Below are 22,127 nucleotides of genomic sequence, written 5' to 3' on the forward strand. Positions count from 1 at the left end.
AGGACGAAGGCCCCGGACCGCGTACGGTCCGGGGCCTCTCGGGGCGATGCGGGTCAGCCGATGTCCGAGAACACGAAGGAGAACTCGGCCGGTCCGGCGTGGAGTTGGTACTGCGGCAGGACGCCCGGGCCGCAGGACTGCGAGCCGATGCCGTGCTGGCCGTGGTCCAGGTTGACCCACACACCCGCGGCGGAGCCGCTGTCGGATGCAGTGCCCGGGGTGAGATCCGTACGGTGGGCCGCCGCGTCCAGCTGCTCGGTGGTCCAGCGGCGGGCCGTGAACCAGAACTCCGGGTCGCCCTCGATCCGCAGCCCGCCCAGCTCCGCCCAACGGACGTCCGCGCGGGCCCCGTTCTCCTGCGGACGGACGTACGGTGTCTGCATGTCGTCCACCGTCGACTGCCAACGGCTCACCACCGACGCCGTCCTGGTGTCCGGATACGCCTCGCCCGGGCCGCCGCCGAACCACCGCACACGGTCGGCCGCCGACAGCCCGAAGCGGACGCCGAGCCGGGGCAGCGGCACCGTCCAGTCGCCGTCCGGGGTCACGGAGACGGTGAGCCGGAGGCGGCTGCCGTCCGTGGTCCAGCGGTAGACCGTCACCAGCCCGAACTCCCAGGCGGCGGGCGCCACCCGGGTGCGCACGGTCAGGGCGTCGCCGGCCGGCTCCACCGCGTCCAGGCGGTGCCGCATGCGGTGCAGACCGAACTTCCGCCACAGGGCGCCGTAGCGGATGTCGCTCTGCCAGGCGGCGCCGTCGTCGTTGTCGGTGGTCGCCCGCCAGACGTCCAGACGCAGTCCGGTCACCGCCACCGAGCCGATGCTCTTCAGCGCGCCGCTGCGCGCGTCGAAGGCGGCCGGGCCGAGGGTGATCAGCCCGTCGCCGGACACCACCGGTCCGGCGGAGGCGGCGAAGGACGTCAACTGCCTGCCCGAGACAGGGAACTGACCCCAGGCCACCACATGCCCCCGCGGTCCCCAGGCGGTGTCCGCCGCCAGCAGGGCCCGTACCGTCCACTGCGTCTCGCCGCTGCCGGTGGCGACCGGCGGCTCCGGCAGCTTCACCTCCGCCGACTCACCGGCCGCCAGCGCCGGTACGGCCAACGGGCCCGACTCGACGGTCTCGCCGCCGACCTGGTACGACCACTCGAAGTCCAGCGCGGACAGATCGGCGAAGTCGTGCTTGTTGGTGACGCGTACGGTCCCGTCCGCGCCGTCGCCCTCGATCCGGACGGGCTCGATCACCTTCTTGTACTCCACCAGCCCGGGGGAGGGCCGCCGGTCGGGGAAGACCAGTCCGTCGCAGACGAAGTTCCCGTCGTGCAGTTCCTCGCCGAAGTCGCCGCCGTACGCGTAGCCGTACCGCTCGTCCTTGATGCCGTGGTCGATCCACTCCCAGATGAAACCGCCCTGGAGCCGGTCGTACGACTCGAAGATCCGCTGGTAGTCGGCGAGGCCACCGGGGCCGTTGCCCATCGCGTGCCCGTACTCGCAGAGGATGAGGGGGAGTTGACGGCGCCGGTGGGTGCCGCCGTCCAGGCTCCGGCCGATCCGCTCGACCTCGGCGTGGTCGGCGTACATCCGCGAATAGACGTCCGTGTCACGGCAGTCGATGTCACCCTCGTAGTGCACGAGCCGCGAGGCGTCCCGGCCGTGGATCCACTCGGCCATCGCGGTCAGGCCGCGTCCGGTGCCCGCCTCGTTGCCCAGGGACCAGATCACCACCGACGGGTGGTTCTTGTCGCGCTCGACCATCCGGGCGGCCCGGTCGAGCAGGGCCGGGGTCCAGCGGTCGTCGTCGACCGGGTTGTCCCGCCAGGCCTGCTCGGTGAAGCCGTGGGTCTCCAGGTCGCACTCGTCGATCACCCACAGGCCGTACTCGTCGCACAGGTCGAGGAAGGCCGGGTGCGGCGGGTAGTGGGAGGTGCGGACCGCGTTGATGTTGTGCCGCTTCATCAGCAGCACGTCCGCGCGCATGGTCTCCAGGTCGAGCGCGCGGCCCCGCTCGGGGTGCCACTCGTGCCGGTTGACGCCCTTGAAGAGGAGAGGCCGGCCGTTGACCTTGATCAGTCCGTCGGCCAGTTCCACCGTCCGGAAACCGATGCGCAGCGGCACCCGCTCGCCCTCGGTGGCCAGCACCCCGTCGTACAGCCTCGGTGTCTCCGCGGTCCACGCCTCGACCGGGACGGTCGCCGGCTCGCCGGTGGCGATGTCGATGCCCAGCTCCGGCACGGTGACCCTGCCGTCCACGTCGGAGTCGACGCGCAGCGTGCCCGCGCCGGTGACATGGTCGTAGGAGGCGTGCACGAAGAAGTCGACGGCGCTGCCGGCCGGGCGGTGCAGCAGGGTCACGTCCCGGAAGATGCCGGGCAGCCACCACTGGTCCTGGTCCTCCAGGTAGGAGCCGGCCGACCACTGGTGGACGCGGACGGCGAGCACGTTGCCGGTCGGCTTGAGCAGATGACCGACCGCGAACTCGTGCGGCAGCCGGGAGCCCTTGAACTCGCCGATGTCCGTGCCGTTCAGCCACACCCGGGCGCAGGACTCGACGCCGTCGAAGCGCAGCACCGTCCCGCCGTCCTCCGGGTCCCAGCCCTCGGGCAGGTCGAAGAACCGCAGGTGGTCACCGGTGGGGTTCTCGGTCGGGACCCTCGGCGGGTCGACCGGGAACGGGTAGAGATGGTTCGTGTAGATCGGTGCGCCATGCCCCTGGAGCACCCAGTGCCCCGGGACCGAGACCTCCGCCCAGCCGCCGGCGTCGTACCCCGGCTCGGCGAACGAGTCGTCCTCGGCATCGGCCGTCGGCGACAGCCTGAAGCGCCAACCACCGTTCAGAGAGAGGGACGTGGCGTCCGAGGCGGGGTACCAGGCGCGGGGCGGCAGGGCCCCGGAGCCCGGTGAGACGTCCTCGACGTAGTCGACGGCCGTGGCAGAGCGGAAAGACATCGGTCTCCAGGTCTTTCGAGGCGGGTCAGCCCTTGATACCGGTCTGCGCGATCCCCTGGACCAGCCAGCGCTGGAGGAAGAGGAAGACGAACACCAGGGGCAGGATGGAGATGGCGGTGGCCATGAAGATCAGGTGGAAGTTCACGGTCTGGTTGGTCATGAAGGAGGAGAGCGCGATCTGCACGGTCCAGGAGCTCGGGTCCTGGCCGATGACCAGCGGCCACAGGAAGGAGTTCCAGGCGCTGATGAAGGTGATCGTGGCGATCGCCGCGAAGAAGTTCAGCGAGTTGGGTACGACGATCCGCCAGTACGCCCCCCAGTAGCCGAGCCCGTCCACGCGTGCCGCCTCCTCCAGCTCCTTCGGGAATCCGAGGAAGTACTGCCGGAAAAGGAAGCAGGTGAAACCACTGAACAGGCCCGGGATGATCAGACCGCGGTAGGTGTCCACCCAGCCGAGTGACGAGACCAGCACGAAGCTGGGCACGAAGGTGACGGCCGTGGGGACCATCAGGGTCGCCAGGACCGCGTAGAAGACCTTGTTGGCGTGCCGGTACGGGATGCGGGCCAGGCCGTAGCCGGCCAGGGAGCACACCAGGAGGGTGCCGACCGTGGTCAGGACGGCGACGACCAGCGAGTTCACCATGGAACGGCCGAACTCGACCGTGGGGTCGTCGAACAGCTCGGAGATGTTGCCCCACTGGAAGGAGGGCAGCAGCTTCCAGTTCTCGCCCGTGATCTCCAGGTCTGTGGAGAGGGCGTTGCGGACGATCAGGTAGAAGGGGATCAGGAAGAGCAGCGCGGCGATGCCGACGGCGACGTACAGCCCCGAGTTGCCGAGGACGCCTCCGCCCTTCCTGCGTCGCTTGCCGGCCTGAGACGTGGTGGTGGTCACTTGGACTCGTCCCCCCTTCCGAATCCCATGAACTTGCCCTGGACCAGGGTGACGAGGCAGATGAGCAGCGACAGGATGACCGCACCGGCGCTGCCCGCGCCGTAGTCCTGGCTGGTGCCGAGGGCCGTCTTGTAGAGCTCCATGAGCGGCGTCTGCGCCCAGGTCGCCTTCTGTCCGACGATGTTGAAGAACTCGTCGAACGCCTGGTAGGCGGCGATGAGCAGCAGCAGGATCACCGCGGTCGAGGTGGCGCGCAGCTGGGGCAGCGTGATGTACCGGAAGGTCTGCCAGCCCCGCTTGGCGCCGTCGATGGCGGCGGCCTCGTACAGCTCCGCCGGGATGTTCTGGAGCGCCGCCAGGAACAGGATCATGTAGAAGCCCGACTGGATCCACAGCCGCAGGGTCACGATGACCAGCCAGTACCAGGGCGGGGTGGGGTTGGACATCCATGCGACGGTGTCGGCGCCGAACCAGCCGATGACCGTGTTCGCGAGTCCGAAGCGGACGCCGCTGAAGATGGACATCTTCCAGATCAGGGCGGCGGCCACGTACGAGACGGCGGTCGGCAGGAAGAACACCGACCGGAAGAACGCCCGCATGAACCGCAGCTGGTCCACGAGCAGCGCGAGCCCGAGCGACAGCGCCCAGGTGGTCGGCACGATGAACGCGGCGAACACGGTGAACGTCAGCAGCGAGTCGGGGAAGCCGCTGTTGGTGAGGATCTGCTTGTAGTTGTCGAAGCCGATGAAATGGCTCGGCGTGACGGTGTAGCGGGCGTCGAAGAAGCTGAGCCAGATGCTCCAGCCGATCGGCACGATGACGAAGATCGCCAGGCCGATCAGGAAGGGCCCGGTGAAGAGCCAGAAGTTCACGGTCGGGTTGCCCCGCAGGCCCCGCCGCGGCCGGGCCGGGGAGGCCTTGGCCGGGGCGGGCTGGGCGACCCCGCGTGTGGTGGTGGTCGACATGTCGTGGTCTTCCCGGTGGCCTATCCGAACAGCTTCTTGAGCTCGACGTTGACCTTCTTGTCGCAGGTGTCGAGCGCCGCCTCGGGGTTTCCGTTCTTGCGGACGGAGGACGCGATCACGTCGGCGAACGCGGTCTGCATGGTCTGGTCGTAGGCGATGTTGTCGAAGTGGCCGTAGTCGGTGAAGAGCTTCACGCCCTCGGCGGCCAGGCCGGACTTGAGCTTGGTGGCCCCGCTGGCGATCGAGGTGCGCGGCGGGATGTGGAAGCCGTACGAGGTGGCCCAGTCCTCCTGGTACTGCTTCTGGTCGATCCACAGCCACTTGACGTACTCCTTGGCCGCGTCGACGTTCTTGCCCTTGGCGTTGACGAAGATCGACCAGCCGCCGTTGTAGACGGACGGCTTGCCGGCGCTGCCGATCTTCGGGAACGGGAAGATGCCGAGGTCGTCGCCGAGGGCCTTCTGCATGGCCGGCATGGACCACATGCCGCCCCACTGGATGGCACACAGGCCCTGGTTGAGCGAGGACGGGTCCCAGAAGTCGGTCGGTGCGTCCAGGAGCACGTTGCCGCTGGTGAACAGGGTGCGGAGCTGCTTCAGGCCCCCGACGACGCCGTCCGTGTGGTAGGCGATCTCGTTCTTGTCGTTGATGGTGTCGGCGCCGGCGGACCAGATGATGGGGTTCTGGATCGCGCTGAAGTCGTTGCCGAGGAAGACGCCCTTGACCTTGCTGGTGGTGAGCTTGGCGGCGGCCTCTATCAGCTCGTCGAGGGTGGTCGGGACGTCGACCTTGGCCTTCTCCAGCATCGACTTGCGGTAGTAGAAGAACTGCGGGTCGTCGATCATCCGGATCCCGTAGATCTTCCCGTCGACCGTGTGGGAGTTGATGTCGTTCGGGTTGAAGTCGTCCTTGACCGGGTCGATGATGTCGCTCAGGTCCGCCACCTGGCCGCTCTTGACGAGCTGGAGCTGCGGGTGGAACTCGAAGACGTCGGGCGCCTTCTTGGTGAGCAGGGCCGCGAAGAGGGCGGACTCGAAGTTGTTGCCCGTGATCCAGTTGGTGCTCACGTCGGCCTTCTTGTACGCCGCCGCGTAGCGCTTGAGGGCCTGCTCGGTACCCGCCTCGCCGTAGGCGTGGAAGTACTGGGTGAGCTGGGTGCCCGACCCGCTGCCCCCGCCTCTGCCGTTGTTGCTGCCGCACGCCGCCAGCGTGCCGGCGGCGGCCATGCCCGCTGCCGCCCGGAAGAGGGACCGGCGGGACCAGTTGTTGTTGCTGAGTGCCGACATGCTGACGTCCTTGTCTGTCGAGTGCGGCTGTGCCTCTACGGCCCGTGGGACCTCGGAACCAGATGGCTGAAATTGCGTTGCGGAGCGGGACGTTAACCTTCGGCTAATACTTCGGCAAGAGGTTGGACGAAGTCTGCGTGAAACGTTGTACCCGGTTCGGGATGACGAACAGATGGGAAAGCAGGCCGAGTTGAGGGCCGCCGGCGCAGGGGGTGGTCGGCGGCCCTCGGTCCGGGCGATGCGGTGCGGTTACTGCCTGGTCCAGGCTTCGTTGGTGCCGCTGTTGCAGCTGTAGAGGATCACCTTGCTGCTGTCGGCGGTGGCCTGCCCGCTGACGTCCAGGCACTTGCCGGACGCCTCGCTGAGGATCTGCCCGTTGGCGTTCAGCAGCCAGCGCTGGCTCGCGTCACCGGTGTGGTCGGCGGTGGCCGTCAGGCCGGAACCGGATGCCGTCAGATAGCCGTTCGGGCCCTTCAGGGCGCCCTTCGCGTCGTACGACCAGGACTGGTCCGCCGCGCCCGTGCAGGTGGCGATCGCGGCCCCGGAGGCGTCCGCCGTCAGGCACTTGCCGGACTGCTTGCCCGCCAGCGCGCCGGTGACCGCAGAACTGCCCTGGCCCTTCTGGTCGAAGACGTACGTCGTGATCGAGCGGGCCGCGAGCGTCGTGGAGACCGTCCCCGCACTCACCGACGGTTTCGCGACCTCGGCCCAGTCCTCGGTGGCCGATGTCCGCACCGCCTCCCTGGCCCGCACCGGTGCCGCGTTGTTGAAGTGCAGACTCAGCGGGGTGTCGGTGGTGTTCTGGTTGTTGACCACGACCACCCACTTGCCGTCCTTGTCGTACGACGACACCTCGACCCCGTCCGGCGCCCCGGTCACGTTGTGCGCGACCGAGCCGGGTTTGACGAACTTGCTGTACTGGCCGAGCGCGTAGTACCGCTTGGTGAAGTACAGCGTCTGGTTGCCGTCGGCCGCGTAGTCCGGGTCGTAGTAGATCAGGCCGTCGTTCCAGCCCTCGTCGTTCTTCGTGTACGGGTCGCTGCCGTACCCGCTGGCGAGCGCCACCCACCACTGGAAGGCCGAGTCGTGGGCGCTCGCGAAGTCCTTGTAGATGATCCGGGACATCAGCAGGGCGTTGTCGATGGACGGGTCGTACTCCTGGTTCCAGCCCGTGGAGCCCTTGCCGAAGCAGCAGATCTCCGAGGCCCAGGACGTCTTGCCGGCCGTCTTCGCGGTCTCGTAGACGTTGCCCAGCTGGCCGTCGGTCGGGTTGTTGTACGTGTGGTGGGCCAGCTTGGACACGTACTGCGCGGTGTCCGGCTGGGACAGCCACTGCGGGACCTCGGTGCTGAACAGCACGGTGCTGCTCGACTCGTCGGCGATGATGCCCGTCTTCTGGTGCCGGGCCTGCTGCTCGGCGCCGAGCGCCCGCACGATGTCGTCCCGTTGGTCGACGGTGACCTGCATGCCCTCCTGGCCGCACGAACCGAAGTTGTTGTCCGGCTCGTTGAACGGGCTGATGTAGTCCAGTTTCACGCCCTGGCGGGAGAAGTGGTCCGTGAGGTCGGCGATGTACTTGGCGTAGGCGGCCTCGTCCTCGGCCTTCAACTGGCCGCCGCAGCTCTGCCCGTTGGTGGTCCACTGGGCGGGTGCGCTGTTGACGAAGCCGATCAGGTCCTCGACGCCGTACTTCGCGGCATACGTGAGGAAGGTCTGACCGCCCTTGTCCTTGCTCCAGTCGTAGGAGCCGTCGGAGTTGAGGAAGTCCTCGGCGGCGCGGGCCGGGGTGGTGACCGCGACCCCGCCACCGCCGATGTTGTAGCGGTACGAGCTGAGGTCCAGGCCCTTCTTGGAGAAGAGCAGCTTCGCCACCCGGGCCTGGACCTTGGGGGAGAAGTTCTGGAGGTCGTTGACCCACCAGGCGCCCGAGGCGCCGATGTCGTCGATGGTCTGGGCGGCGTGCGGGGAGACCTCGGCGGAGGCGGAGGCGGTGGTGGTGTCGGTGGCGTTCGCGGGCGGGGAGCCGATCAGGGCCCCGGTCACGGCCAGTGCGGCCGTGGCGGTGGCGAGGACCGGTCTCCTGCTGAGTGCGGTGCGTGTCAAAACGGCATCCCTTCCGTCGTCATGAAGGCGGTGCGGTACGGCTCCTTGCGGGGGTGGTGCGTTTCGGTGACCTCTGTCCCACGGCCTGCAGGGCGCCCTCCAGGGCGAACGTGGCCGCGCCCAGGCACACCGGGTCGGTGGGCACGGGGGAGAGGACGATCTCGGTGGCGGCGAACGGCCGCCGCAGCGCGTGCCGGCGGACGGCCTCGCGCACCTCGTCGAGCAGCGGTGTGCCGAGCTTCCTGGCGACCCAGCTGCTGAGCACGACCACCTCGGGGTTGTACACGTTCACCAGGTCCGCGATGCCCGCTCCCAGGTAACGGGCCGTGTCGCGGACCACCTTGACGGCCACCGGGTCGCCCGCGGCGACCCCCCGGGTCAGGGCGTCGATGGTGGCCGTCTGGTCCTCGGGGTGCAACAGCGGGGAGCGGGGGCTGAGTTCGCGCAGGTTGAGCATGATGCCGGGGGCGCCGACGTACGTCTCGACGCAGCCGTGGTTGCCGCAGTGGCACAGCCGCCCGTCAAGGACGAGCGTCGTGTGACCCCACTCCCCGGCGCTGTTGCTCACCCCCCGGTACAGCCCGCCGCCGAGGACCAGCCCGGCCCCCACCCCGGTGCCGAGGTTCACCACCACGGCGTCCTCGCGGCCGCGCGCGGCCCCGAACCACAGCTCCGCCACCGCGCTCGCCCGCAGCGGGTTGTCCAGGTGCAGGGGGTAGGCGATGTGTTCGGAGAGCAGGTCGAGGAGCGGGACGTCGTGCCAGTCCCAGTTGGGCGCGTACTCGGCGATGCCGGTGGCCCGGTCCACCTGCCCCGGCACGCTCACCCCGGCGCCCAGCACCCGCGCGCCCTCGACGCCCGCCTGGGCGACCACCGAGCCGACGGCCGCGGCGACATGGCCGACCGCCTGCTCGGGCCGGCTCTCCCCGGGGCGCATGTCCTCCACCGCGCGGGCCAGTACGTTCAGCCCCAGGTCGAACAGCTCCACCCGGACGTACGTCTCCGCCATGTCGACGCCGATCAGCGCGCCGCCCGCGGAGTTGACGGCGACGAGCCCCCGGGGACGGCCGCCCGCGGAGTCCTCGAAGCCGACCTCCGTGATCATCCGGAGGTCCAGCAACTCGCCGACCAGGGTGGCGACCGTGGCCACGCTCAGCCCGGTGGCGGCCGCCAGAGTCTGCCGGGAGGTGGGGGACTGGGCGATGATCTGGCGCAGCACCTCGTAGCGGTTCGCGGTGCGGATGTCACGCGATGTGCGCTTCACGCGGCTGCCCCTCCCATCCCGTCACGGCCGGGCCGGGGCGTACGACGGCTCCGGCGCGGCGCAAGGCTATGGGCTTCGCGGGACTTTCGACAAGGGGTTAGGAAAGGGGCCGTAGAAACTTCCCGGGAGTTGCCGGAGGGCGGTCGGGCACCAACACGTCGAAACGGCCCGTCAGTTGTCACTGACGGGCCGTCACGAGGTTTCCTAAGGCTGCTTGTTCCACTCGGTGATCACGGGCCACCCGTGCTCGGTGGACAGCCGGCTGACCGTGCCGGTCGCCAGCTGGAACAACCGGCCCTCGGCGGGCGGCAGCCCCAGGCGGCGCGCCGTGAGCACGCGCAGGAAGTGGGCGTGGGCCACCAGGATCACGTCACCCGTGCCGGTGTTGAGCGCCGTCTCGACCTTCCTGAGCACCCGGTCGGCCCGCGCGCCGATCTGCTCCGGCGACTCACCGGGGTGGCCCTCCGGGCCCGGCGGCACGCCGTCGGTCCACAGGTACCAGTCGGGGCGGGAGCGGTGGATCTCCGTCGTGGTGATGCCCTCGTAGCCGCCGTAGTCCCATTCGTGCAGGTCGGGGTCTGGTACGACCCCGGTCAGACCGGCCAGTTCGGCCGTGCGTATCGCGCGGTCCAGCGGGCTGGCCAGCGCCAGTGCGTAGGTCCGGTCGGTGAGAAGCGGGGCGAGGGACTTGGCCTGTTCCTCGCCGTGCTGGGTGAGGGGCAGGTCGGTCCAGCTGGTGTGCTGTCCCGACACGCTCCACTCCGTCTCACCGTGGCGGACCAGGAGGAGGTCCCCCACGGCGCACCTACTTCGACTCGACGGCGTGGCCGCCGAACTGGTTGCGCAGCGCCGCGATCATCTTCATCTGCGGGGAGTCGTCCTGGCGGGACGCGAACCGAGCGAAGAGGGAGGCCGTGATCGCCGGCAGCGGCACCGCGTTGTCGATGGCCGCCTCGACCGTCCAGCGGCCCTCGCCGGAGTCCTGCGCGAAGCCCTTCAGCTTGTCCAGGTGCTCGTCGTCGTCCAGCGCGTTGACCGCGAGGTCAAGGAGCCAGGAGCGGATGACGGTGCCGTCCTGCCAGGAGCGGAAGACCTCGCGGACGTTGTCCACGGACTTGACCTTCTCCAGGAGCTCCCAGCCCTCGGCGTAGGCCTGCATCATGGCGTACTCGATGCCGTTGTGGACCATCTTGGAGAAGTGCCCGGCGCCGACCTTGCCGGCGTGGACATAGCCGTACGGGCCCTCCGGCTTGAGCGCCTCGAAGATCGGGTGGAGCCGCTCGACGTGTGCCTTGTCGCCGCCGACCATCAGGGCGTAGCCGTTCTGCAGGCCCCACACACCGCCGGAGACACCGGCGTCGACGAAGCCGATGCCCTTGATGCCGAGTTCGGCGGCGTGCTTCTCATCGTCCGTCCAGCGGGAGTTGCCGCCGTCGACCACCGTGTCGCCCTCGGACAGCAGGTCCTTGAGCTCGTCGACGACGGACTGGGTGGCGTTGCCCGCCGGGACCATCACCCACACCACGCGCGGGGCGTCGAGCTTCCCGACCAGTTCCTCGAGGGACTTGACGTCGGAGACGTCGGGGTTGCGGTCGTAGCCGATGACGGTGTGGCCTGCGCGGCGGATCCGCTCGCGCATGTTGCCGCCCATCTTGCCGAGACCGATCAGTCCGAGCTGCATGTCATTCACTTCCTAAGCGTGCGGTACGTCGAGACGAGAGTGGTGGTGGACGGGTCGAGGCCGGGCACGTCGGCGCCGTCGGTCAGGGCGGGCTCGATGCGCTTGGCGAGCACCTTGCCCAGCTCCACGCCCCACTGGTCGAAGGAGTCGATGTTCCAGATCGCGCCCTGCACGAAGACCTTGTGTTCGTAGAGGGCCACGAGCTGGCCGAGGACCGACGGGGTCAGCTCACGGGCCAGGATCGTGGTGGTGGGGTGGTTGCCCCTGAAGGTGCGGTGCGCCACCTGCTCCTCGGCCACGCCCTCCGCGCGGACCTCCGCCGGCGTCTTGCCGAAGGCCAGCGCCTGGGTCTGCGCGAAGAAGTTCGCCATCAGCAGGTCGTGCTGCGCCTTGAGTTCACCGCTCAGCTCGGCGACCGGCTCGGCGAAGCCGATGAAGTCCGCCGGGATCAGCTTGGTGCCCTGGTGGATCAACTGGTAGTACGCGTGCTGGCCGTTGGTGCCGGGCGTGCCCCACACCACCGGGCCGGTCTGCCACTGCACCGGACGGCCGTCCCGGTCCACCGACTTGCCGTTGGACTCCATGTCCAGCTGCTGCAGGTAGGCCGTGAACTTGGACAGATAGTGGCTGTACGGCAGGACCGCGTGCGACTGGGCGTCGAAGAAGTTGCCGTACCAGACGCCCAGCAGGCCGAGCAGCAAAGGCGCGTTGGCCTCGGCGGGGGCGGTGCGGAAGTGCTCGTCGACCAGGTGGAAGCCGTCGAGCATCTCGCGGAACCGGTCCGGGCCGATGGCGATCATCAGCGAGAGGCCGATGGCCGAGTCGTAGGAGTAGCGGCCGCCGACCCAGTCCCAGAACTCGAACATGTTGTCCGGGTCGATGCCGAACTCCGTCACCTTGCCGGCGTTCGTCGAAAGCGCCACGAAGTGCTTGGCCACGGCCTTCTCTCCCCCATTCTCGAATTCGCTCGAATGGGAGGGGCCCCCAGCGCCGAGCCCGTCAAGGAGCCAGGTGCGGGCCGAGGTCGCGTTGGTGATCGTCTCGATCGTGGTGAACGTCTTCGACGCGACGATGAACAGCGTCTCCGCCGGGTCCAGGTCCCGGGTCGCCTCGTGCAGGTCGGCGCCGTCCACGTTGGACACGAAACGGAACGTCAACTCCCGTGCCGTGAAGGCGCGCAGGGCCTCGTAGGCCATCGCAGGACCGAGGTCCGAGCCGCCGATGCCGATGTTGACGACGTTCCGGATGCGCTTGCCGGTGTGGCCGGTCCACTCGCCCGAGCGGACCCGCTCGGCGAAGGCGCCCATCTTGTCGAGGACTGCGTGCACGGCCGGGACGACATCGACGCCGTCCACCTCGACCACCGCGTTGCGCGGGGCGCGCAGGGCGGTGTGCAGGACCGCCCGCCGCTCGGTGATGTTGATCTTCTCGCCGCGGAACGTGGCGTCCCGCAGCCCGAACACGCCGGTGGCGGTGGCCAGTTCCTGGAGCAGGGCGAGGGTCTCGTCCGTGATCAGGTGCTTGCTGTAGTCGATGTGCAGGTCGCCGACCCGTACGACGTACCGCTCGGCGCGCGCCGGGTCGGCCGCGAACAGCTCACGCAGGACGGGCTGTCCTTCGGCCCGGTGGTCCTCCAGGGCGGCCCACTCGGGCCGCCGGGTGAGCTCGGGGGTGTCAGGCATGGGAGACGGTCTCCTTGGTGCCCTCGCCGCGCAGGGCGATGGCGTACATCTCGTCTGCGTCGAGGCGGCGCAGTTCCTCGGCGATGAGTTCGGAGGTGGGGCGGACCTTCAGGGCGAGGGTGCGCGGCGGCTGGCCCGGCAGGGTCAGACTGGCCAGCGGGCCCTCGGGGCGGTCGATGACGATCTCGCCGGTCGCGGTGCCGAGCCGCACCTTCGTGACGACCGGGCCGGGCGAGACCACGCGGTCCACCTTCACCTTCAGCCGCGCCTCCAGCCAGCGGGCGAGGAGTTCGGCGCTCGGGTTGTCCGCCTCGGCCTCGACGGCCGCCGTGGTCACCGTGGCCCGGGCCTGGTCGAGGGCGGCGGCCAGCATGGACCGCCACAGGGTGAGCCGGGTCCAGGCCAGGTCGGTGTCACCGGGCGCGTAGTTGCGGGCCCGGGTCTCCAGCACCTGCATCGGCCGCTCGACCGCGTACAGGTCGGTGATCCGGCGCTGGGCGAGCGCGCCCAGCGGGTCCTTGGAGGGCGTCTCCGGAGCCTCCACCGGCCACCACACGACCACCGGGGCGTCCGGCAGCAGCAGCGGCAGCACCACCGAGTCGGCGTGGTCGGAGACCTCGCCGTAGGTGCGCAGCACGACCGTCTCGCCGGTGCCGGCCTCGGAGCCGACCCGGACCTCGGCGTCCAGGCGGGAGGTGGTGCGGTCGCGCAGGGTGCGGGCATGCCGCTTGATGACGACCAGGGTGCGCGAGGGGTGCTCGTGCGAGGCCTCCTCGGCCGCCTTGATCGAGTCGTAGGCGTTCTCCTCGTCCGTGACGATCACCATCGTCAGGACCATGCCCACGGCAGGGGTTCCGATGGCGCGGCGACCCTGCACCAGCGCCTTGTTGATCTTGCTTGCCGTGGTGTCGGTCAGGTCGATCTTCATGGCCTGCGCCAGCTCCGTCCGTCTCGTGCGAGCATCTCGTCGGCTTCCTGCGGTCCCCAGCTGCCCGACTCGTACTGTGCGGGCTTACCATGCTTTGCCCAGTACGTCTCGATCGGGTCGAGGATCTTCCAGGACTCTTCCACTTCCTGGTGACGAGGGAACAAATTGGCGTCGCCGAGCAGCACATCCAGGATGAGTCGCTCGTACGCCTCCGGGCTGGACTCCGTGAACGACTCGCCGTAGGCGAAGTCCATCGTGACGTCCCGGATCTCCATCGACGTGCCCGGCACCTTGGAGCCGAACCGGACGGTCATGCCCTCGTCGGGCTGGACGCGGATGACGATCGCGTTGGCGCCGAGCTCCTCGGTGGCCGTGGAGTCGAAGGGGGAGTGCGGGGCCCGCTTGAACACCACCGCGATCTCGGTGACCCGCCGGCCGAGCCGCTTGCCGGTGCGCAGGTAGAAGGGGACGCCCGCCCAGCGGCGGTTGTCGATGCCGAGCTTGACGGCAGCGTAGGTGTCGGTCTTCGACTTGGGGTCGATGCCGTCCTCCTGGAGGTAGCCGATCACCTTCTCGCCACCCTGCCAGCCCTCGGCGTACTGCCCGCGCACGGTGTGCCTGCCCAGGTCCTCCGGCAGCCGCACCGACTTCAGGACCTTCAGCTTCTCGGTGAGCAGCGCGTCCGCGTCGAACGCGATCGGCTCCTCCATCGCCGTCAGGGCCATCAGCTGGAGCAGGTGGTTCTGGATGACGTCACGGGCCGAGCCGATGCCGTCGTAGTAGCCCGCCCGGCCGCCGATGCCGATGTCCTCGGCCATCGTGATCTGCACGTGGTCGACGTACGAGCGGTTCCAGATCGGCTCGTACATCTGGTTGGCGAAGCGCAGCGCCAGGATGTTCTGGACGGTCTCCTTGCCCAGGTAGTGGTCGATGCGGAACACTTGGTCCGGGTCGAACACGTCGTGCACGACCGCGTTCAGGTCCTGTGCCGAGGCCAGGTCGTGGCCGAACGGCTTCTCGATGACCGCCCGGCGCCAGGAGCCCTCCGGCGGGGTTGCCAGGCCGACCTTCTTCAGCTGCTGGACGACCTTCGGGAAGAACTTCGGCGGCACGGAGAGGTAGAACGCGAAGTTGCCGCCGGTGCCCCGGGAGGAGTCCAGCTCGTCCACGGCCGACTTGAGCTGCTTGAACGCCGTGTCGTCGTCGAAGTCGCCGGGGATGAACCGCATGCCCTCGGCCAGCTGCTGCCAGACCTCCTCCTGGAACGGCGTCCGGGCATGCTCGCGCACCGCGTCGTGGACGACCTGCGCGAAGTCCTGGTCCGCCCAGTCCCGGCGGGCGAAGCCGACGAGCGAGAAGCCCGGCGGCAGCAGCCCGCGGTTGGCCAGGTCGTAGACGGCCGGCATCAGCTTCTTGCGGGACAGGTCACCGGTCACGCCGAAGATGACCAGGCCCGACGGGCCTGCGACCCGCGGCAGCCGCCGGTCGCGCGCGTCGCGCAACGGGTTGTCCCAGTCGGCGGCGGGCACCACCGGCACCCGCACCTCCTTGGCGGTCTCGCTCATTACGCCTCAACTCCCTTGCTGTCCAGGGACTTCGTGACGGCGTCCAGCAGGTCCTGCCAGGCCACCTCGAACTTGGCCACGCCCTCGTCCTCCAGCTTGCCCACGACCTCGTCGTAGGAGATGCCGAGCCGCTCCACCGCCTCCAGATCCGCACGGGCCTGGGCGTAGCCGCCGGTCACCGTGTCGCCGTGGATGTCACCGTGGTCGGCGGTCGCGTTCAGCGTCGCCTCCGGCATGGTGTTGACGGTGCCCGGCGCGACCAGCTCGTCGACGTAGAGGGTGTCCTTGTACGCCGGGTCCTTCACGCCGGTGGAGGCCCACAGCGGGCGCTGCTTGTTGGCCTTCGCGCCGGCCAGCGCGGTCCAGCGGTCACCGGTGAAGACTTCTTCGTACGCCTCGTAGGCGAGCCGCGCGTTCGCCAGCGCCGCCCGGCCCTTGAGCGCGAGCGCCTCGTCCGTGCCGATGACGGTCAGCCGCTTGTCGATCTCGCTGTCGACGCGGGAGACGAAGAAGGAGGCCACGGAGTGGATCGTGGAGAGGTCCAGGCCCTTGGCGGCGGCCTGCTCCAGGCCGGCCAGGTAGGCGGCCATGACCTCGCGGTAGCGCTCCAGGGAGAAGATCAGCGTGACGTTGACGCTGATGCCCTCGGCGATGACCGCGGTGATCGCCGGGAGACCGGCCTTGGTCGCCGGGATCTTGATCAGCACGTTGGGGCGGTCGACCAGCCAGGCGAGCTGCCTGGCCTCGGCGACGGTGGCGGCGGTGTCGTGGGCGAGGCGGGGGTCGACCTCGATGGACACCCGGCCGTCCGTGCCATGTGACACATCGTATACAGAATGCAGGATATCGGCCGCGGCCCGCACATCCCGCGTGGTCATCATCCGCACGGCCTCGTCGACGGTGACCCCTCGCACGGCCAGGTCGGTGAGCTGCTCCTCGTACCCCTCGCCGGAGCCGATGGCGGCCTGGAAGATCGAGGGGTTGGTGGTGACGCCGACGACGTTCTTCGTGGCGACCAGCTCGGCGAGGTTGCCGGTGCTGATCCGCTTGCGCGACAGGTCGTCCAGCCAGATCGAGACGCCCTCGTCGGAGAGTCGCTTCAGTGCTCCCGCGGTGGCGGTTGCTTCGGTCACAGTGATCATCTTCCTCTTCTGAACTGTTTCTGGCTGGTGGATCAGGCGGTACGGGCGGCGGCGAGGGACTCGCGGGCCCGCGCGGCCACGTTCTCGGCGGTGAAGCCGAACTCGGCGAACAGGGTCTTCGCGTCGGCGGAGGCGCCGAAGTGCTCCAGGGAGACGATCCGGCCGGCGTCGCCGACGAACCGGTACCAGGTCAGGCCGATCCCGGCCTCGACGGCGACCCGCGCCTTCACGGCCGGCGGCAGGACGCTGTCGCGGTACTCGCGGGGCTGCTCCTCGAACCACTCCACGGACGGCATCGACACCACCCGGGTGCCGACCCCCTCGGCCTCGAGCAGGTCGCGGGCCTCGACGGCGAGGTGCACCTCGGAACCGGTGGCGATCAGGACCACCTCCGGGGTCTCGGTCGACGACTCGCGCAGCACGTAGCCGCCCTTGGCCGCGTCCGGGTTCGGCGCGTACGTCGGCACGCCCTGGCGGGTCAGCGCGAGCCCGTGCGGGGCGGGGTGCGTGGCGTGCCTCTTCAGGATCTCGGCCCAGGCCGCCGCGGTCTCGTTGGCGTCGGCCGGGCGGACGACGTTCAGGCCCGGGATGGCGCGCAGCGCGGCCAGGTGCTCGACCGGCTGGTGGGTCGGGCCGTCCTCGCCGAGCCCGATGGAGTCGTGCGTCCAGACGTACGTCACCGGCAGCTGCATGAGAGCCGACATGCGGACGGCGTTGCGCATGTAGTCGGAGAACACCAGGAAGGTGCCGCCGTAGATGCGGGTGTTGCCGTGCAGGGCGATGCCGTTCATCTCGGCGGCCATCGAGAACTCGCGGATGCCGAAGTGGACGGTCCGGCCGTACGGGTTCGCCTCGGGCAGCGGGTTGCCCTTCGGCAGGAAGGAGGACGTCTTGTCGATGGTGGTGTTGTTCGAGCCCGCGAGGTCGGCCGAGCCGCCCCACAGCTCGGGCAGCACCGGGCCGAGCGCCTGGAGGACCTTGCCGGAGGCGGCGCGGGTGGCGACGGACGTGCCCTCCTCGAAGGCGGGCAGTGCGTCCTCCCAGCCCTCGGGGAGCTGGCCGGCGACGACCCGGTCGAAGAGCCGCGCGTGCTTCTCGTTCCCGGCGCGCCACTCGGCGATGCGCTTGTCCCAGGCCGCATGGGCCTCGGCACCCCGGTCGAGGGCCCGGTGGGTGTGGGCCAGGACGTCGGTGTCGACCTGGAAGGTCCGCTCCGGGTCGAAGCCGAGGACGCGCTTGGTGGCGGCGACCTCGTCGGCGCCGAGCGCCGAGCCGTGGGAGGCCTCGGTGTTCCGCGCGTTCGGGGCGGGCCAGGCGATGATCGTGCGCATCGCGATGATGGACGGCCGCCCGGTCTCTTCCCGCGCCGCCTTGAGCGCCGCGTACAGGGCGTGAACGTCGACGTCACCCTCCGTGGTCGGCTCGATGCGCTGGGTGTGCCAGCCGTAGGCCTCGTACCGCTTCAGGACGTCCTCGGAGAACGCGGTCGCGGTGTCGCCCTCGATGGAGATGTGGTTGTCGTCGTAGACGAAGACCAGGTTGCCGAGCTTCTGGTGGCCGGCCAGGGAGGAGGCCTCGGCGGAGACGCCCTCCTCCAGGTCGCCGTCGGAGACGATCGCCCAGATGGTGTGGTCGAAGGGGGAGGTGCCCTCGGGGGCCTCGGGGTCGAAGAGACCGCGCTCGTAGCGGGCGGCCATGGCCATGCCGACGGCGTTGGCGACGCCCTGGCCGAGGGGGCCTGTGGTGGTCTCGACGCCGGCCGTGTGGCCGTACTCCGGGTGGCCCGGGGTCTTCGACCCGTGCGTCCGGAAGGCCTTGAGGTCGTCCAGCTCCAGCTCGTACCCGGCGAGGAACAGCTGGGTGTAGAGGGTGAGCGAGGTGTGCCCGGGGGAGAGGACGAAGCGGTCCCGGCCGGTCCACTCGGGATCCGCCGGGTCGTGGCGCATCACCTTCTGAAAGATCGTGTACGCGGCCGGGGCCAGGCTCATCGCGGTGCCGGGGTGCCCGTTGCCGACCTGCTGCACGGCGTCGGCCGCGAGGAGGCGCGCGGTGTCCACGGCACGCCGGTCGAGGTCGGTCCACTCGAAGCCGTCCGATGTCTGCGTGCTCATCTCCGTGCTCATCTTCAAGAAGTCCTCGTTCGAAGCGTTCTGGCTGGCCTGACGCGTTCAAAAGTAAAAGTCTGACTTTTGAGAGGGAAGGTTGGAGTGTGTCAGCCTGTGGTGAAAGTGGGACACGGATCTTCGACAGGGATGGCACGAGAAGGACATGACGGACAGAACGCCCAGCGGGGCAGGCGACGGTGACGGAATCAGAACCTTCCCCTTTCCGGTGGATCTGAGCGTCTGCGGCGTCGGCATCCAGGTCGGCCCGATGGGGACCGAACGCATGTGGCACGACGACGCACCGCTGGAGCGCGTCCACCGCATCGACTTCCACGTGGTCATGCTCTTCACCGAGGGCCCGGTCCGCCACATGATCGACTTCGCCGAGTACGAGGCCCGGGCCGGCGACCTGCTCTGGATCCGCCCGGGCCAGGTGCACCGCTTCTCGCGGACCTGCGAGTACCGCGGCAGCGTCCTCACCATGCAGCCCGGCTTCCTGCCGCGGGCCACCGTCGAGGCGACCGGCCTCTACCGCTACGACCTGCCGCCCCTGCTCCGCCCCGACGCACCCCAGCTCGCCGCGCTCCGGGCGTCGCTCGCCAACCTGCAACGCGAGTACGAGGACACGGAAACCCTCCCCCTGAGCCTGCACACGTCCGTGCTGCGGCACTCCCTGACGGCGTTTCTCCTCCGCCTCTCCCACCTGGCGGCCAGTTCGGCGGAGGCGGCCCGCCGCCAGGCCGACACGACCTTCACCCTTTTCAGGGACGCGGTGGAGAAGGACTTCGCCACCAACCACAGCGTCAACGCCTACGCCGACGCCCTCGGCTACTCCCGCCGCACCCTGGTCCGCGCGGTCCGCGCGGCGACCGGCGAGACCCCCAAGGGCTTCATCGACAAACGGGTCGTCCTGGAGGCCAAACGCCTCCTGGCCCACACGGACCTCCCGATCGGCCGCGTCGGCGCGGCGATCGGCTTCCCGGACGCGGCGAACTTCTCCAAGTTCTTCCACCTGCACACCGGGCAGACGCCGGTGGCGTTCCGGGCGGAGCTGCGCTGAGGCGGCGAGGGCCCGCTGTGCGGATGCGGCCCGTCTTCTTACCGTGCGAGAAGATTCCGGACCTCCGCGGCCTGCGCCGCGCCGAGTTCGGTGTAGGACACCAGGGCGTCCTCGAGGCACTGCATCGCCGTACGCGGCTCCCCTTGGAGCAGCGCGAGTCTGCCGCGCTCCAGCAGGACCCGGGCGGCGCCGGAACGGTCGCCGATGCGCGCGTAGATGCCACCCGCATGCTCGAACCGCGCGGTCGCGGAGTCCAGATCACCCTCCTCGCGGTCGACGACGCCCAGCTCCACCTCCGTCCAGGCGGCGCCGCGCGGACTCTCCAGCCGTTCGTAGGTCCGCAGGGCTCTGTCGCCGTGATCCCGTGCCGTGTCGAGTTCCCCTGCCTCCCTGTGGAGCGTGCACAGTTCGACGTTCACGTCCGCCATGTTCCGTTGGCCGTCCAGGACGGTGAATTCCTGCAACGCCGCGTCCAGCAAGGCCTGTGCCTCGGTGCGGTGTCCCCGGATTCTCCTCACGATCCCCAACTCGCGCCGAGCCCAGGCGCAGCCGTTCCGGTCCGAGGCAGCGGACTTGATCCGCAGGGCCTCTGTGAACCGTACCTCGGCACTGTCGTAGGCTCCGGTCAACCGGTCGATGGTGCCGAGTTCGATGAGGATCCATGCCATATTGCGGTGGTTCCCGTTTGCGCGGTAGATGCGCATCGCCCGGTTCAAGTTGTTCCGGGCATCTTGGTAGTCCCCCGTCGCGCGGTTGATCATCCCGAGGACCCCGAGAGCATTGGCCTCGCCGCGCCACTCGCTCGCATACCGGTGGAAGAAGCCGGCGGCATCCGCCATCATGTCCCGCGCCGCCGCGTAGTCGGCCAAGTGGTAGAGATTCATACCGACTTCGCTCGCGCAGTACGCCTCATTCCGCGAGTCCCCCAGTCCGTGGAAGATGCCCCTCGCCTCCTCGGCGACCACCAGGGCGGTCCGGTACCGTCCCGAGGCGCGGTGCAGGGCGCCCAACTCTCCACTGCAATGGGCGCGCCCCGCTTCGTCTCCGGAAACGAGAGCAAGCTGCAGCGCGGAGTCGTTGAGCTCCGTCGCCTGCGGGATGTTCCGTTGGATGCGCATGAAGTAGGCGAGCCCCGCGGTCAGTTGCCAGCTGTGAGGCCAGCCGCAGTCGATGGCCAGCCGGGCCACCGACCGCAAGTCGTCAAAGTGGTTCCGGAGCCAATCGAGTGCCTCGCCCTCTGCCATCGAAGCCCGGGGTTCCTGCCCGCCGGTTCGGCGGACGTCGATGACGAAGGAGGCGTGGATGCCCCTGCCGGCAACCGTCAACTGCTCGGCCACGAGCCGGAACAGCCGCTCGCGTGTCTGGTCGCGCGTTGCGGCATCGTCCTGCCGTGAGTACTCCCGATGTGCCAGCGAACGCACCAGGTCGTGGAAGCCGTAACCGTGCGGGTCGGGCCTGATGACCAGACCGTGCCGGTGCAGCAGTGCGAGTGCCCGTGCTGCTTCCGTGACCGGCAGGCCGGCGAGAGCGGCGGCGATCTCGGCGGTGACGTGGGGACCGGGGTGGACCGCCGTCCTGCGGAAGACCAGGTGGTCCACGGGTGCCAACGCCTCGATCGTCGCCAGCAGCGGTTCGCCGCCCTCGGCACGTGGGGTGAGGTTCGGCTCGGCGCGCAGGGCCAACGGGGTCTGCTCGGCGACGATTCTGTCGGCGATGTGCCGGATGGTCAGTGGCAGACGATGCACGGCGACCAAGGCGTCGATCACACCGCGGTCGACCGGGCGCGAAGCACGGCGCAGAATGTCGCCGACCACGGAGCGGGCGGCGTCCTCGCTCAGCGCGTCGACCTCGACGTGCAGGTCCGCGTCGAGACCCGGCACCATGTGCCGGCTTGTGACGATGACCATCGAGCGGGCGGATGCCGGCAGCAGGCAGCGCACTTGGGCAGCTTCGGACACGTCGTCGAGGACGATCAGGAACCGCCCGTTCCCGACGGCGGACCGCCACTGGCTGCTCATGTTCTCCAGATCGAAGTCCGTCGTCGCCGGAGCCGCTCCGACGATGGCCAGCACCGCGGCGAGAACGTCCTGCGGGCGAAGCCGCCCCGCCGACTCGGCGTGGCTGCGGTAGCCGACGAAAAGGCAGCCGCCCGGGTAGCGGTCGGCGAGGAGGTGCGCAGCCTGGACTGCGAGCTCCGTCTTGCCGCTTCCCGAGCGGCCTGTGACGAGGCAGACGAGTGGCCGTGCCGCTGCTGCGGGAGGCTCGGCGGTGAGGAGCCGTGCCATTTCGCTGTCGCGGCCGGCGAACACTGCTGTGCCCGGCGGAAGCGTGTTCGGGCCGCCGCCGTGGTCGGCGGATGCATCGTCCGGGGCGGGAGCGCCCGCTGTGCGGCTGCCGCCCGGCACCAGGGCGGCGCCCGTGGCCGCCATGGTGACCAGTACGAGCAGAGTGCCGAAGAGCCACCAGTTCCAGGTCGCGGTGACGATGTTCGTGACCGCACCCACACCGG

15 protein-coding genes are annotated in these 22,127 nt (G+C 69.4%); 1 reads left to right on the top strand and 14 read right to left on the bottom strand.

Annotated features, from left to right (window positions below; genetic code table 11):
• Positions 1-53 precede the first annotated feature (53 nt).
• The 13 genes from KVT45_RS29335 to tkt all read right to left on the bottom strand — a co-directional run bounded on the left by KVT45_RS29335 (position 54) and on the right by tkt (position 18,564).
• Positions 54-2,945 carry a glycoside hydrolase family 2 TIM barrel-domain containing protein gene (locus KVT45_RS29335; protein ID WP_217552127.1) on the bottom strand — a complete coding sequence of 964 codons (2,892 nt, stop codon included), beginning with the start codon at positions 2,943-2,945 and terminating at the stop codon, positions 54-56.
• A gap of 25 nt (positions 2,946-2,970) precedes the next feature.
• On the bottom strand, positions 2,971-3,837 hold the full coding sequence (locus KVT45_RS29340) for a carbohydrate ABC transporter permease (RefSeq protein WP_217552128.1): 867 nt from the start codon (positions 3,835-3,837) through the stop codon (positions 2,971-2,973).
• Positions 3,834-4,802 (bottom strand): carbohydrate ABC transporter permease, encoded by a 969-nt coding sequence (locus tag KVT45_RS29345; protein WP_217552129.1) that lies wholly within the window; start codon positions 4,800-4,802, stop codon positions 3,834-3,836. The genes KVT45_RS29340 and KVT45_RS29345 overlap by 4 nt, the downstream gene beginning before the upstream one ends.
• Positions 4,803-4,822: 20 nt before the next feature.
• Entirely contained in the window at positions 4,823-6,088 is a 1,266-nt protein-coding gene (locus tag KVT45_RS29350; RefSeq protein ID WP_217552130.1) for an ABC transporter substrate-binding protein, read from the bottom strand.
• A gap of 249 nt (positions 6,089-6,337) precedes the next feature.
• Positions 6,338-8,191: a glycoside hydrolase gene (locus KVT45_RS29355; RefSeq protein ID WP_217552131.1), complete on the bottom strand. Its 1,854-nt coding sequence runs from the start codon at positions 8,189-8,191 to the stop codon at positions 6,338-6,340.
• Between the two features lie 19 nt (positions 8,192-8,210).
• Entirely contained in the window at positions 8,211-9,455 is a 1,245-nt protein-coding gene (locus tag KVT45_RS29360; RefSeq protein ID WP_217552132.1) for an ROK family protein, read from the bottom strand.
• 204 nt (positions 9,456-9,659) lie between these two features.
• Positions 9,660-10,253 carry a histidine phosphatase family protein gene (locus KVT45_RS29365; protein ID WP_217552133.1) on the bottom strand — a complete coding sequence of 198 codons (594 nt, stop codon included), beginning with the start codon at positions 10,251-10,253 and terminating at the stop codon, positions 9,660-9,662.
• 7 nt (positions 10,254-10,260) lie between these two features.
• Positions 10,261-11,136 carry a phosphogluconate dehydrogenase (NAD(+)-dependent, decarboxylating) gene (gnd, locus tag KVT45_RS29370; RefSeq protein WP_217552134.1) on the bottom strand — a complete coding sequence of 292 codons (876 nt, stop codon included), beginning with the start codon at positions 11,134-11,136 and terminating at the stop codon, positions 10,261-10,263.
• Between the two features lie 5 nt (positions 11,137-11,141).
• Complete coding sequence (gene pgi / locus KVT45_RS29375) at positions 11,142-12,818, bottom strand: glucose-6-phosphate isomerase (protein ID WP_217552135.1); 1,677 nt, start codon at positions 12,816-12,818, stop codon at positions 11,142-11,144.
• A complete protein-coding gene (opcA, locus tag KVT45_RS29380; RefSeq protein WP_217552136.1) occupies positions 12,811-13,746 on the bottom strand; it encodes a glucose-6-phosphate dehydrogenase assembly protein OpcA in 936 nt (311 codons plus the stop codon). The genes pgi and opcA overlap by 8 nt, the downstream gene beginning before the upstream one ends.
• Entirely contained in the window at positions 13,743-15,311 is a 1,569-nt protein-coding gene (gene zwf, locus KVT45_RS29385; protein ID WP_217552137.1) for a glucose-6-phosphate dehydrogenase, read from the bottom strand. The genes opcA and zwf overlap by 4 nt, the downstream gene beginning before the upstream one ends.
• Positions 15,311-16,453, bottom strand: coding sequence for a transaldolase (gene tal, locus KVT45_RS29390; RefSeq protein ID WP_217552138.1), 1,143 nt, complete (start codon positions 16,451-16,453; stop codon positions 15,311-15,313). Before tal ends, zwf begins: the two co-directional genes overlap by 1 nt.
• A gap of 32 nt (positions 16,454-16,485) precedes the next feature.
• On the bottom strand, positions 16,486-18,564 hold the full coding sequence (tkt, locus tag KVT45_RS29395) for a transketolase (protein WP_217552139.1): 2,079 nt from the start codon (positions 18,562-18,564) through the stop codon (positions 16,486-16,488).
• Positions 18,565-18,721: 157 nt separating this feature from the next.
• Here tkt and KVT45_RS29400 point away from each other — a divergent pair, with 157 nt between their 5' ends.
• Positions 18,722-19,618 (top strand): AraC family transcriptional regulator, encoded by an 897-nt coding sequence (locus KVT45_RS29400; RefSeq protein WP_217552140.1) that lies wholly within the window; start codon positions 18,722-18,724, stop codon positions 19,616-19,618.
• A gap of 38 nt (positions 19,619-19,656) precedes the next feature.
• Here the strand turns inward: KVT45_RS29400 and KVT45_RS58155 are convergent, their stop codons facing one another.
• Positions 19,657-22,122 (bottom strand): tetratricopeptide repeat protein, encoded by a 2,466-nt coding sequence (locus tag KVT45_RS58155; protein ID WP_217552141.1) that lies wholly within the window; start codon positions 22,120-22,122, stop codon positions 19,657-19,659.
• Positions 22,123-22,127 lie beyond the last annotated feature (5 nt).

It is taken from the genome of Streptomyces sp. GbtcB6 (assembly GCF_019091475.1).
Taxonomy (GTDB): Bacteria; Actinomycetota; Actinomycetes; order Streptomycetales; family Streptomycetaceae; genus Streptomyces; species Streptomyces hyaluromycini.